Consider the following 12,657-nt stretch of genomic DNA (forward strand, 5'->3'; position numbering starts at 1 on the left):
CTTCCGGCCCGCGGCCCTGTGGCAATTATTTGATGGCCTTGACGCCGTCATTCATGTCCCTGATGCCGTCATCGATGGAGATATTGTCGGTCATCAGCGCATCATGCACGCGGTTCAGGACGACTTCGATCTTGGCCGCATTCGGGTTGACCGCCATTTCCAGATAGGCTTTGCCCGCCTGCAGCGCATCCTTGCTGTTCTGGTCCTGCGGGAAGCCCGGCAGCGCCGCGATCTTCTCGGCCACATCATCGGTTCTGAGCGCAGGGAAAGTGCCGGTGGAGGCGATGATCGCCGCACCCTCAGGCCCGGTCACGAAGTGGATGAAGTCCAGCGCCGCTTCCTTGTGGCCGGAATTGGCATTGACCGACAATCCGGCAATCTGCGCGGCCGTCGCGCCCGCCGCCACACCATCCGGATGGGGGAATTTCACGATACCCCAGTTTACGCTTTTCGACTCGCCGGATTTCACCTTGGCGATCTGGGTGCCGACAAACCATGTGCCCATGGGCAACATGCCGATCGTTCCATTGAAGAACAGCGCGGAATAATGGGTGTTCGAGGTTTTCAGCGAGGCGTAGGACGGTATCGCGCCGCTTTTCTGCAGGGCAAGTGCACGCTCATACCAGGGTTTCAGGAATTCATAATTGCCGTCCACCAGCGTGTGCTTGCCGTCCTGAATGCCGGGCAGCTGCACCGTCGAACGCCAGGTGTGCAGCAACGCGCCATAGGTGCGGTTGGCGCCCATGCCGCCTTTCAGCTTGCCGGCGATTTCATCGAACTGCGCCCAGCTCATGTCGTTGGTGGGGTAAGGCACGCCGGCCTTGTCGAAAATATCCTTGTTGTAATAGACCACCCAGAAATCCGAGCGGAACGGCAAAGCGTAAATCTTGCCGTCGATGGTCAGCTCCTCGATCAGGCCGCCATAGGGGGCCGTCTCGATTTTCTGGTCCTTGATGAAGCCGCTGAGATCGGTGATGTTGCCGGCGCGTACCAGATTGGCGTAGCCGGGCACATCCTTGATGGTGACGACGTCGATATCCTTGGAGCCGCCGGTCAGCTGCGTGGATATCATCTGCGTATAGTCCTGCGAGCCGAGGTCCACCACTTCGAACGTCACATTCGGATGCTTCTGCTTGTAGGCCTCCATCAAGGGCTTGAAATAAGCGCCCTTGTCCAGATCCCACAGCGCCCATTTTAGCGTAACGGGCGCATCTCCCGCAGCGAACGCCGTTCCTCCCATGCCCATGGCAATGCCGAGACCGGCGGTTGCGAGAGCGAATGCACGTCTGGTTGTCTTAAACTCCATAGCCCGTTTCTCCTTCCCTGACTGATGTCGTTTTGATTCTGGTCTGCCTTAAGTGCCGCTCCCCGCCGGTTCGGGTATCCGCGCGCGTGTTTTCGCAGCAGCGTTTTTCGCTGCGAAACAGAGGGCGAACATGCCGAGCGAAAAATTGATGGTGGCCGGCATGAACACCGACACCGGATAAAATAGGATATGCGCGAGCCAAAGCGCTGCGACGAAACCCAGCGCCGCAAGCATCGGCAATGGCCTGGTGAGCGCCAGAAACGCCGCCTGCCGCAGGGTTTCCGAAAGCGGCAAGTCCCGCCTGGCCAGAATAACACTGGCATAGGCGCTGAGGAGGATGAGAAACAGCGTGACCGCCAGGCTGATCGCAAAAGGCAGGCTATAGGCGAGCTGAAGCCGGGCGGCCCCGGCATAGCTGACAGTCGCATAAGCACCGGCGCTCACCAGCAGCGCGCTTAAAAGCACAAGCGCGGTGCCGCGCAGGGCGAATTTCCGCAAGGCCTCGAGAAAGTCGCGCAGCAGGTAGGTATTCTCGTCATTTGCGAAGGAAACAGAGACACGGGCCATGGCCAGCATCGCCGCCGGCATCGTCACCACCGGCAGGCTGGCGATGATGAAGAGGAGGTTGAGCTTCACCATCTCCCACCATTCGCGCTTGATGATATTGAGGAACAGGGCAAGGCCGGTCAGCGGCGGGGCGTTCTTGTCGATCCCGGCCCCTTCCTTCGTCCATAACCCTTCCAGCCATTGCATCGCGTTTCTCCCCGTCGCCTCAATAAAGGATCGATCGCTCGGTGGCGGGATCGAAAAGCTGTGCATTTGTCAGATCGGCCACCAGTTCGACGGGATCGCCGATCTTCGCCCTGAAACGCGGTGAGACGCGTGCGACGAGGTTTCTGCCGCCGGAGACAAGGTTGAGATGCACTTCCGATCCCATCGGCTCCGCCAGTTCCACCGTCGCCCGGAAGGGTGCGACATTGGCGGCATCGATATCCGCCGGGGCGAATTCGTGGAAATTTTCCGGGCGGATGCCGAGGACGATGTCCTTTCCCTCGTAAGATCGCAGCCGCCCGGCATCGATATCAGCTGGTAGAGGCAGCGGATTGCCGTCGAACAGGGCGACGAAGCGGTCGCCGTCGCGGCGCAGCGTGACTGGCAGCATGTTCATCTGCGGCGCGCCGATGAAACCCGCAACGAACATGTTGATCGGCCGGTCGTAGAGATTTTGCGGCGTATCCACCTGCTGGATATGCCCGTCCTTCATCACCACGATGCGGTCCGCCATGGTCATGGCTTCCACCTGATCGTGGGTGACGTAAATGAAGGTGGCGTCCAGCCGCTTGTGCAGCTTGGAGATTTCTGAACGCATGGTGCCGCGCAGCTTGGCGTCGAGATTGGAAAGCGGCTCATCGAGCAGGAAGACTTCCGGATTGCGCACCATGGCCCGGCCGAGCGCGACACGCTGGCGCTGGCCGCCGGAGAGCGCTTTCGGCTTGCGGTTCAAGAGATGGGTGATGTCGAGAATTTTCGCCGCATCCTTGACCTTGGTGTCGATGAGGTCGCGCGGCGCCTTTCTGAGTTCCAGACCGAAGGCCATGTTCTTGTAGACCGTCATATGCGGGTAAAGCGCATAATTCTGGAACACCATGGCGATGTCGCGATCCTTCGAGGGGACATCGTTCATCACGTCCTCGCCAATGCGCAACTCGCCGCCGGAGATTTCCTCCAGCCCGGCGATCATCCTGAGCGTCGTGGATTTTCCGCATCCGGAAGGGCCGACCAGAATGATGAATTCCTTGTCGGCAATATCCAGATCGATATCGTGAACCACCTTGAGCGCGCCGAAGGTCTTGTTGAGTTTTTTCAGGGAAATGCTAGCCATCTGTTCCTCGCGCTCACCAATAGGAAGACCAGTTGCGCGAAAGCCGGATCAGCGCTTCCAGATAATAATAATCGCCCCAGGAGACGCACTCGTCGACGCCTTCGCCCCGGCAGGTATTATGGGGCGTCTTCTTGGAATAGGTGCCGTGCAGAAGCTGCCCGTTGGAGATCGCGGGATCGCGAACCGAATAGATATCGGCGAGGCTTTTCACCATGCGCCTTGCCAGATCGCGATATTCCGCCGCCTTTTCCGGCGTCTCCAGCTCCGCCATTTCCAGGAGGCCACAGGCGACGATGGCCGCCGCCGAGCTGTCGCGCGGTTCGCCATCGCCATCCGCAAAAATCAGGTCCCAATAGGGTACGAGATCGTCGGGCAGGCGTTTGAGATAGAAGGCGAGAAGCCGTTCAAAGGTGTCGCGATAGGCGGGCAGGCGCTCGTATCGATAGGAAATGGCCATGCCGGCAATGCCCCAGGCCTGTCCTCGGGCCCAGTAGCTCTCATCGCTGTAACCCTGCTTCGTGACGCCGCGCACCGGCGCACCGGTCTGCGGGTCCATGTAAAATGTATGATAGGTGGAATCGTCCGGCCGGACGGAATGGGCAAGCGTGGTGCGGGCATGGGCAAGCGCCACGGTGCGGTAGTCTTCCCGGCCTGTTTCGCGGCTCGCCCAATAAAGCAGCGGCAGGTTCAAAAGGCAGTCGATGATATAACGATATTCGTTGGGATTATCCCTGCGGCCCCAGGCCTGGATGAATTGCCCGACCGGCTGGAACCGCTCCATCAACTGGTCCGCCGCCATCAGCGCCGCGCGTCTTCCATCCTCATCGCCCACCAGTTTCCATGCGGCGATGCAGGAGGGCGAATAGAGGAAGCCCATATCGTGGTGATCGGTCTCGATGCGGTTTTCGATACGGTGCAGGAAACTCTGTACCTGAATTTGCGCCGCATGCTGAAAGGTCCTGTCGCCGGTGTGCTCGAAGGCGAGCCATATCTGGCCCGGCCAGAAACCGGCGGTCCATTGGTCGTTGGCGACTGCCGGGTAAAAGTTATTCACGCTCGAATGGTTCTGCGCCGCATAGGTAAATTGCGGCAGGTTGCGCCTGACCTGCGCGACGGCCACGGCCAGCGCCGCATCGATTTCGGCGTCTGTGATCGGGGTTGGGAGGGACGTGGTCAAATCGAGCATGAAATCAACCCTTGAGGCCGGTGGAGGCGACGCCTTCGACGAAGAAGCGCTGCAATGCCAGGAAAACGACGAGAACCGGGACAAGCGCCACGACCGAGGCGGCCATGATCAATCCGTATTCCGCCGAATATTGCGAAATGAACATGCGCAGGCCGATCTGGATGGTCTTCAGCTCGGTCTTGGTGAGATAGATCATCGGACCCATGAAGTCGTTCCAGGTCGTGACGAAGGTGAAAATCGTCAAGGTGGAAAGCGCCGGTTTGGAAAGCGGCAGCATGATCTTCGCCCAGATCTGGTATTCGTTCATGCCGTCGATGCGCGCCGCCTCGCAAAGCTCGTTCGGGATCGACATGTAGAACTGCCGCATCAGGAAAACGCCGAAGGCGGTGAAGGCCTGCAGGAAAATCAGGGCGAGATGGGTGTTGTTGAGCCCGAATTCGCGCATCAGCAGAAACTGCGGCACCATATAGACCTGCCAGGGCATGGCGATGGTGGCGATATAGCCGAGAAACAGCGTGTTCTTGTAGGGAAAATGCAGCTTGGCGAAGGCGTAGGCCGCAAAGCTTGAGGTCAGCAATTGCAGCAAGGTGACGATGATCGTCAGCTTCGACGTGTTGTAGATGAATAGGGCCAGAGGGATTTTCGTCCAGATTTCCACGTAGTTTTCCCAGCGCGGCTGCGAGGGTATCCACTCGATCGGAAACGCGAAGACGTCGCGGCTGAGTTTCAGCGACGCCGACAGCATCCATGCGAAGGGCAGAAGCATGACGATGGTGACGACGATCACCGTCAGATAGATGCTGATTTTGGCGGCGGGGATTTGGCGGCCCATGATGCGCATGGATCAATCCTCCCGCTGCCGTTTGAACTGGACGACGGTGACCAGCGAGACGAGGAAGAACAGGACGAGGGCGATCATGCTGGAATAGCCGAGATCCCAGGAGATGAAGGCCTCATTGTAGATGTGATAGACGAGAACCAGCGTCGAAGTGCCGGGGCCGCCCTGCGTGATCATATAGACCTGATCGAAAACCTTGAAGGACTGGATCGTCAGCATGACGGTCACGAAAAAGGTCGTCGGCGCAAGCTGCGGCAGGGTAACGTGGATGAATTTCTGCCAGGCATTGGCGCCATCCAGCCCTGCTGCTTCATAAAGCTCCGAATTGATGCCCTGCAGTCCGGCGAGATAGATGACCATGTAATAACCCATGCTCTTCCACACGCCGAAGAGAATGACCGTGACCATGGCCCAGTGTCGGTCCGCCGCCCATCCCGGCATGTCGGCGGGATCGAGGCCGAACGTATAGAGCAGCATGTTGACCGGACCCATCTCCGGATTGAAAATCATGTTCCAGACGACGGCCACGGCAACCAGCGATGCGACATAGGGAAAGAACATGGCCGTGCGAAAGAAATTGCGGCCGAGGATTTTCTGGTTGAGCAGGATCGCAAGGCCGAGCGCGCAGGCAAGCGTGGCCGGCACCGACGCGACGGTGTAGATGACCGTGTTCCAGAAGGCCGCGATGAAGGCCCTGTCCTCGAAAAGTCGCCAGAAATTATCGAGACCGGCAAAACGCATGGCATTGGAGCCATCCCAATGCATGAAGGCCAGCGCAAAGGCGAAGAGGATTGGTCCGAGCGTGAAAATCGCAAAGCCGAGAAAATTGGGCGCAATGAAGGAATAGGCGACGAGCGCATTTTCTATTCTGCGCCGCCGTTTGGAGACGATGCGGAGTTTTTTTCTGCGATACGGAGTCGCCTGCTTGTCGGACATGGTCGCGGTTGCGATTGCCACAGCATATCTCCCATTGACGCCGCTTCACTGTTTCGTCGGTGTCGGCTGCCTGCATTTTCCATTGCGGTCCGGGTCTTCGCCCTGCCGCCTCCCGCGCTCTGGATAACATAATATCGATATTGGTCAAACAACTTTGCATAAAGTCAGACAAATTTTCTGGTTTTTCAAAAATACGTATGATAGGAGGCCCATATCGGATTGCGGAACGCGCGGGAGGTTTGAGGGCGTGTTTGTCGAAATGATGCGGCTCCTGCCGGAACGGTTCGCCGATTTCGGCGCGGAACTGACGGCACAGAAAATTCGGTCTTCAGCACCGGGCGCGGTTTCCCGTAGTCTCATCGAGGCGGCGGAACAGACGCTTGACGAGCCCTGGTCCGTCATTCTGGCGGGCGACTACCGGGAATATAGCCGCACCGGCAATCGCGATCGTTTCGAGGCGCTTTATTTTTCCCGACGACTGAAGCTGAACGCGCTGGTTCTTGGAGAATGCGCCGAGGGGCAGGGCCGCTTTCTCGATGCCATCATCGATGGTCTTTGGCTGATATGCGAGGAGAGCGGCTGGCAATTGCCCGCCCATAATTCCCATATTCGCGGCGGCCCGCGAGATCCTCTGCCCGATCCGCAAAACCCGGTGATCGACCTGTTCGCCGCCGAAACGGGCGCCAACCTCGCTTTGTGCCTGTATTTGCTGGCACCGGAACTGGAAAGGGCAAATGCAAACCTTGTTTCCCGCGTCCGCGCCGAGATCGACAGGCGCACTACAAAGCCCTATCTCGCCCGGCATTTCTGGTGGGTGGGAAATGGCGACGAGCGGATGAACAACTGGACGGCCTGGATCACTCAGAACGTCCTTCTCTCGACCCTGCTATTGCCCACAGACCAGTCGACGAGACGTTCGGTCGTGGAAAAGGCGCTCAAGAGTCTCGATGCGTTTCAGAAGGATTATGCGGAAGACGGCGCCTGCGAAGAGGGCGTTCTTTATTATGGCCACGCGGCACTTTGCCTGTTCGGAGCGATGAGCATTCTCGAAGCCTCCGCGCCCGGCTCCATGGCGCCGCTCTTTCATGCGCCGAAGCTGCGCAGCATGGCCGAATTCATTCTCAACATGCACGTAGCGGAAGACCGGTTCATCAACTTCGCCGATGCGCCGGCGAAGGTTGAGACATCCGGCGTGCGGGAATATCTTTTCGGCAAGGCCGTTTCTTCGCCGCCACTCCAGGCTTTCGCTGCCGCCTGCTGGAACCGCTCCTCGGACCGGCTGATGTGCAAGGAGTGGAACCTCTGGTATCGGGTCCAGGCGGTGCTTGCCGTCCCGGAATTGTCCGGGCCTGTTCCGGCGCAACCGGCAAAGACCGATATCGCCTATCCAGGTATCGGTCTGGCGATTGCCCGCGACGGGGTCTTCGATCTTGCCGTGAAGGCGGGCAATAATGGCGAGAGCCATAACCACAACGATGTCGGCAGTTTCACGCTTTATAAGAACGGCCGCCCGTTCATCATCGATGTCGGGGTGGAGACCTACACCGCAAAAACCTTCTCGCCGCAGCGCTACGAGATCTGGACGATGCAATCGGCCTTTCACAATCTGCCGACTTTCGGCGGGATCATGCAGGCTGCCGGGGCAGAGTTTGCGGCGAGAGATTTTGTGACAGAATTCTCTGAAGAGCAGGCGGAAGTCTCTTTCGATATAGCCGGGGCCTATCCCCCTGTGGCGCGTGTTGAGCACTATCGCCGCCGCGTCCGACTGCTGCGTGGCAGCCATGTGGAAATCGTTGACGACTATCAGGGCGGGCAGGAGGCGGTTCTGTCGCTGATGGCTGCCGAAAAGCCCATTGTCACGCCGGGTCGGCTGATCTTTGCGGGGCTGGGAGAGATAGCCTGCGAAGGTGCAGGAGAACCCGCCATCGAAGCCATAACAATCGACGATGCCCGCCTTCGCCAGTCCTGGCCGCCGGTGATCTATCGCATTCTCATCCCCATCGCAGCCCAGCGTCTGTGCCTGACGATCAGTTAAGGAAGTGCCGATGAAACTTACACTCAAGGTCGTCAATGCGCTGGGTGATGTTCTGGCGGAAGCCGGAGCGGAGGACGAAGCTTTGCTCGTCTATCGCGCAGAATATTGCGAGGGCGACAGGCTCGTCGTTGAGGTTTCGCAGCCCGGTCATATCTGGCTTGCGCTTGACGCCGGCATGCCGCCGACGCTGGTTTTCCTGCACGGAAACGAGTTCATCCTGCCCGTTCCTTCCGCGGCGAAACGCAAATCCTATCCGCCGCAGGCTTTCAGCGGTAACCTTCACCGGATCGCCGCGCGCCGCACACTTGCCGGTGAAATCGGAGTTCGCAGGAATCTGGCCCTCAACCCGTTTGACGATCATGAAAACACCTCGCTGTTTCCGCATGTTTATGCGAGCACGGAAACGCGCGGGGAGGCGGCCTTCGCAGCCCGCAATGTCATCGATGGCGAAAAAGCGAGCGCGGGCCACGGCTTCTGGCCCTATACAAGCTGGGGCATCAACCGCGATCCAGAAGCTTCGCTGACGCTTGTATTTGGCCGCGCGGTCCTCATCGACCAGCTGACTTTTTACCTGCGGGCGGACTTCCCCCACGATGCCTGGTGGGAAAAAGCGAGCGTCACTTTTTCCGACGGCGAAAGCGCGAGCTTTTCCCTGCAAAAAACCGGCGCGGCCCAAACCTTCCCGGTCGCGCCGCGCCAGGTGGAATGGATTCGTCTGCATGATCTTAAAAAGGCGGACGACCCTTCGCCCTTTCCCGCGCTGACGCAAATCGAGGTCTGGGGAGCGGATCTGCGGGAAGCGCCGTAGCTCCTGATCGCCCCTTTCGGGCACAGAGCTACAACCCGGTTTTACTGAAAACCCTTTAGCTGTGCGCGATGCCGCGCAGGTCCCGCATCATGTCGCGGTAGCGGTGCTGGCTGCCGCGCAGATGCGCCTGCATCGCCAGCTTCGCGGCCTGTTCGTTCCGGTCCGATATGGCGATGACGATGGCTTCATGTTCCTTGTGGATCAATCGCCGGTAAGCTGTCTGGTCGTTCTCGCCGGTTTCGGAAACCACGCGCGATTGTGGAATCACGGCCTGACCGTGCAGCTCGAGGAACTGTGTGAAAAGCGGATTGTTGGTGGCGGCCGCAATGGCCAGATGCAGCGCCAGATCCGCCTCGCGAATGGAGCGGTTCTCCTCAATACATTGCAGAAGCCGGGCGTGACAGTCGAAAATCGCTTCCTCCTGCGATGGCGAACGACGGAGGGCGGCGAGCCCTGCCGCTTCGATTTCGAGCGGCGTCCTGATTTCCAGCACCTCCAGATCGGAAGAGAGCCGGGCGCGGTCGATACCGGGTGTCTGCGACGCCTCCTTTTCCCGTTTCAGCACGAAGATGCCGGCACCCTGACGAACCTCCACCAGCCCGTCGCAGCGTAGCGCCGTCACCGCCTCGCGCACCACGGTGCGGCTGACGCCATGGGTTTCCGTCATTTCGATTTCGCTGGGCAGGCGGTCGCCGGGTCCATATTGCCCGGAGGCAATCGCGTTTCTCAGGCTGAGGCTAACTCTGCTGACCAGAGAACCGGAGGATTTGCTGCGCTGTTTTTGCTGTTCAGGCACGTCGGTCACCATGCATTGAAATCGAGGCAGGCATAGAGCCTGTCAAATATGTATGATGAATTTCAGTAAAACTCAATGATCATACCAATTTTACCCGCTTTCATATAAAGGACGCGCGGAATGGTATTAAAAATCGTCCCGGAGACACTAGGCCGGGCCGGCAAACTGCTGGGTGGAAACCGCATGCAGCGCCTTTCCGGTATCGAAAAAGCTTTCGATATTGCCGATCGTGGTGTCCGCGATGTTCCTGAGGGCCTCCTGCGTGAAGAAGCCCTGATGGCCGGTGACCAGAACATTGGGGAAGGTCAGCAGCCGCGCGAAAACATCGTCGCGCAGCACGTCGTTGGAAAGATCCTCGAAAAAGAGATCGGCCTCTTCTTCATAGACATCGATGCCGAGACTGCCGATGTTGCCGTCTTTCAGACCCGCAATCGCGGCCTGCGTGTCGATGATGGCGCCGCGGCTGGTATTGACGAGCATCACGCCCTTTTTCAGAAGAGGCAGCGTCTCCTGGCGAATGAGGTGACGGGTCTCCGGTGTGAGCGGGCACATCAGCGCCAGAATGTCCGATGTTCGAAACAGTTCCTCGCGCGTGACGTAGACCATGCCCAGTGCTTCGCAATCCGGATTTGGCCGGACGTCATGGCCGACGAGACGGCAGCCGAAGCCGGCCGCAATGCGTGCGAAAATCGCCCCGATCTTACCCGTGCCGACAATGCCGACCGTCTTGCCGTGAAGGTCGAAGCCGAGAAGACCATCGAGAGCGAAGTTTCCTTCGCGGACACGGTTATAGGCGCGATGGATCTTGCGGTTGAGCGACAGGATGAGCGCCATGGTATGTTCTGCAACCGCATAGGGTGAATAGGCCACCACGCGCGCAACGGTCAGGCCGAGCTTTTCGGCCGCGGCGAGATCGACCTGATTGAAACCGGCGCAGCGCAGGGCGATGAGCCGAATACCCATTTCCGCCAGCTTTTCAAGCACCGGCCGCGACAGGTCGTCATTAACGAAGGCGCAGATCGCCGCCGCTCCCTCCGCCAGCGCCACTGTCTCGAGAGACAGGCATGCTTCGCAATATTGCATCCGCATGCCAGCGTGGGCGGCAGCGTCAAGGAACTGCCTGTCATAGGGCTTGGCGCTGTAGACCACGATCCGCATCTGTTTCTCCAGTCTCCAAACGAAAGCTGCCGTTACAGTGCGATGCGTCCGGCAGGTGGCTTAGCTGCGAAGGCCCGGTGCTTCCTGTCCCGTGCTTTCGACATATTCGGTATAGCCGCCGCCATATTGGTGGATGCCATCGGGTGTCAGTTCCAGCACCCGGTTCGAAAGCGCGGCCAGGAAATGGCGGTCGTGCGAAACGAACAGCATCGTGCCTTCATAATCCGACAGGGCCTTGATAAGCATTTCCTTGGTGTCGAGATCGAGATGGTTGGTCGGCTCGTCCAGCACGAGGAAGTTCGGCGGATCGAACAGCATGGCCGCCATGACGAGACGGGCCTTTTCGCCGCCGGAAAGAACACGGCAACGTTTTTCCACGTCGTCGCCGGAAAAGCCGAAACAGCCGGCAAGGGCGCGCAACGGCGCCTGCCCCGCTTTCGGAAAACGCTCCTCCAGCCATTCGAGAATGGTGCTGTCGCCATCCAGAACATCCATGGCGTGCTGGGCGAAATAGCCGAGTTTGACGCTGGCGCCGAGCGTGACATTGCCGGAATCCGGTTCCGTCGTGCCGGTCACCAGCTTCAGCAGCGTCGATTTTCCAGCACCGTTGACGCCCATGATGCACCAGCGTTCCTTGCGCCGCACCATGAAATCGAGCTCGCCATAGATCGTGCGGCTGCCATAGGCCTTGTTCACCTTCTTCAGCGCCACGACATCCTCGCCTGAGCGAGGAGCGGGGGCAAATTCGAAAGCCACCGTCTGACGCCGTTTTGGCGGCTCGACGCGGTCGATCTTCTCGAGTTTCTTCACGCGGCTCTGCACCTGCGAGGCGTGCGAAGCCCGGGCCTTGAAGCGTTCGATGAACTTGATTTCCTTGGCGAGCATGGCCTGCTGGCGTTCGAACTGCGCCTGCTGCTGCTTTTCGTTCTGCGCGCGCTGCTGTTCGTAAAAGCCGTAATCACCGGAATAGGTGGTGAGATTGCCGGCATCGATTTCGATGATCTTGGTGACGATGCGGTTCATGAATTCGCGGTCATGCGACGTCATCAGCAAAGCGCCGTCGTAATTCTTCAGGAAATCCTCGAGCCAGATCAGGCTTTCGAGATCGAGATGGTTCGACGGTTCGTCGAGCAGCATCACATCCGGGCGCATCAAGAGGATGCGGGCGAGCGCCACGCGCATCTTCCAGCCGCCGGAAAGCTTGGAAACATCGCCGTCCATCATCTCCTGGCTGAAGCTCAACCCGTCCAGCACTTCGCGCGCACGGCCTTCCAGCGCGTAGCCGTCCAGTTCCTCATAACGCGCCTGCACTTCGCCGTAACGTTCGATGATGGTGTCCATCTCGTCCATCCGGTCGGGATCGGACATGGCGGCTTCCAGTTCCCGAAGCTCCGCCGCCACTTCGCTGACGGGGCCTGCGCCTTCCATGACTTCCGCGACGGCCGAGCGGCCGGACATTTCACCGACATCCTGATCGAAATAACCGACCGTCATGCCCTTTTCGACGACGACCTGGCCCTCGTCGGGCTGTTCTTCGCCGGTGATCATCCGGAACAGCGTGGTCTTGCCGGCACCGTTCGGACCGACAAGGCCGATCTTCTCGCCGCGATTGAGCGCGGCGGAGGCCTCGATATAGAGAATGCGATGACTGTTCGACTTGCTGATGTTTTCGATGCGGATCATGACAGGGCCTGTGAATGGGAGCGGCCCTC

At 59.2% G+C, this 12,657-nt stretch carries 11 protein-coding genes; 2 read left to right on the forward strand and 9 right to left on the reverse strand.

All coding sequences use genetic code 11. From position 1 onward, the window contains the following. Positions 1-25: 25 nt before the first annotated feature. From EM858_RS00635 to EM858_RS00660, 6 genes are all read right to left on the reverse strand, one after another. Positions 26-1,246 carry a sugar ABC transporter substrate-binding protein gene (locus EM858_RS00635; RefSeq protein ID WP_236774779.1) on the reverse strand — a complete coding sequence of 407 codons (1,221 nt, stop codon included), beginning with the start codon at positions 1,244-1,246 and terminating at the stop codon, positions 26-28. A gap of 108 nt (positions 1,247-1,354) precedes the next feature. After that, positions 1,355-2,059 carry a DUF624 domain-containing protein gene (locus tag EM858_RS00640; RefSeq protein WP_127755477.1) on the reverse strand — a complete coding sequence of 235 codons (705 nt, stop codon included), beginning with the start codon at positions 2,057-2,059 and terminating at the stop codon, positions 1,355-1,357. A gap of 19 nt (positions 2,060-2,078) precedes the next feature. Next, positions 2,079-3,188, reverse strand: a complete 1,110-nt coding sequence (gene ugpC, locus EM858_RS00645; protein ID WP_127755478.1) for a sn-glycerol-3-phosphate ABC transporter ATP-binding protein UgpC — start codon at positions 3,186-3,188, stop codon at positions 2,079-2,081. Positions 3,189-3,201: 13 nt separating this feature from the next. After that, positions 3,202-4,374: a glycoside hydrolase family 88 protein gene (locus EM858_RS00650; RefSeq protein WP_127755479.1), complete on the reverse strand. Its 1,173-nt coding sequence runs from the start codon at positions 4,372-4,374 to the stop codon at positions 3,202-3,204. 4 nt (positions 4,375-4,378) lie between these two features. After that, complete coding sequence (locus tag EM858_RS00655) at positions 4,379-5,215, reverse strand: carbohydrate ABC transporter permease (RefSeq protein WP_127755480.1); 837 nt, start codon at positions 5,213-5,215, stop codon at positions 4,379-4,381. A gap of 3 nt (positions 5,216-5,218) precedes the next feature. After that, entirely contained in the window at positions 5,219-6,169 is a 951-nt protein-coding gene (locus EM858_RS00660; protein WP_127755481.1) for a sugar ABC transporter permease, read from the reverse strand. Positions 6,170-6,395: 226 nt separating this feature from the next. On the opposite strand from EM858_RS00660, the gene EM858_RS00665 reads away from it, so the two are divergent. Both EM858_RS00665 and EM858_RS00670 read left to right on the forward strand, forming a co-directional pair. Then, positions 6,396-8,183 (forward strand): heparinase II/III family protein, encoded by a 1,788-nt coding sequence (locus tag EM858_RS00665; protein WP_127755482.1) that lies wholly within the window; start codon positions 6,396-6,398, stop codon positions 8,181-8,183. Between the two features lie 10 nt (positions 8,184-8,193). After that, complete coding sequence (locus EM858_RS00670) at positions 8,194-8,991, forward strand: carbohydrate-binding protein (protein WP_127755483.1); 798 nt, start codon at positions 8,194-8,196, stop codon at positions 8,989-8,991. A 55-nt stretch (positions 8,992-9,046) separates the two neighbouring features. Here the strand turns inward: EM858_RS00670 and EM858_RS00675 are convergent, their stop codons facing one another. From EM858_RS00675 to EM858_RS00685, 3 genes are all read right to left on the reverse strand, one after another. Further along, positions 9,047-9,799 carry a FadR/GntR family transcriptional regulator gene (locus tag EM858_RS00675; RefSeq protein WP_127755484.1) on the reverse strand — a complete coding sequence of 251 codons (753 nt, stop codon included), beginning with the start codon at positions 9,797-9,799 and terminating at the stop codon, positions 9,047-9,049. 135 nt (positions 9,800-9,934) lie between these two features. Continuing rightward, complete coding sequence (locus EM858_RS00680; protein WP_127755485.1) at positions 9,935-10,945, reverse strand: 2-hydroxyacid dehydrogenase; 1,011 nt, start codon at positions 10,943-10,945, stop codon at positions 9,935-9,937. 60 nt (positions 10,946-11,005) lie between these two features. Continuing rightward, the gene (locus tag EM858_RS00685) at positions 11,006-12,628 is read right to left on the reverse strand and encodes an ABC-F family ATP-binding cassette domain-containing protein (RefSeq protein ID WP_078052130.1); all 1,623 of its coding nucleotides are present in this window, start codon (positions 12,626-12,628) and stop codon (positions 11,006-11,008) included. Positions 12,629-12,657: the final 29 nt, after the last annotated feature.

Source organism: Agrobacterium sp. CNPSo 2736, assembly GCF_004005385.1.
GTDB lineage: Bacteria > Pseudomonadota > Alphaproteobacteria > Rhizobiales > Rhizobiaceae > Agrobacterium > Agrobacterium leguminum.

Bases quoted from the DNA above. Each gene is read 5' to 3' on its own strand.
- EM858_RS00635 (WP_236774779.1), bottom strand. From the start codon at position 1,246: ATGGGCATGGGAGGAACGGCGTTCGCTGCGGGAGATGCGCCCGTTACG.
- EM858_RS00640 (WP_127755477.1), bottom strand. From the start codon at position 2,059: ATGCAATGGCTGGAAGGGTTATGGACGAAGGAAGGGGCCGGGATCGAC.
- ugpC (WP_127755478.1), bottom strand. From the start codon at position 3,188: ATGGCTAGCATTTCCCTGAAAAAACTCAACAAGACCTTCGGCGCGCTC.
- EM858_RS00650 (WP_127755479.1), bottom strand. From the start codon at position 4,374: ATGCTCGATTTGACCACGTCCCTCCCAACCCCGATCACAGACGCCGAA.
- EM858_RS00655 (WP_127755480.1), bottom strand. From the start codon at position 5,215: ATGCGCATCATGGGCCGCCAAATCCCCGCCGCCAAAATCAGCATCTAT.
- EM858_RS00670 (WP_127755483.1), top strand. From the start codon at position 8,194: ATGAAACTTACACTCAAGGTCGTCAATGCGCTGGGTGATGTTCTGGCG.
- EM858_RS00675 (WP_127755484.1), bottom strand. From the start codon at position 9,799: ATGGTGACCGACGTGCCTGAACAGCAAAAACAGCGCAGCAAATCCTCC.
- EM858_RS00680 (WP_127755485.1), bottom strand. From the start codon at position 10,945: ATGCGGATCGTGGTCTACAGCGCCAAGCCCTATGACAGGCAGTTCCTT.
- EM858_RS00685 (WP_078052130.1), bottom strand. From the start codon at position 12,628: ATGATCCGCATCGAAAACATCAGCAAGTCGAACAGTCATCGCATTCTC.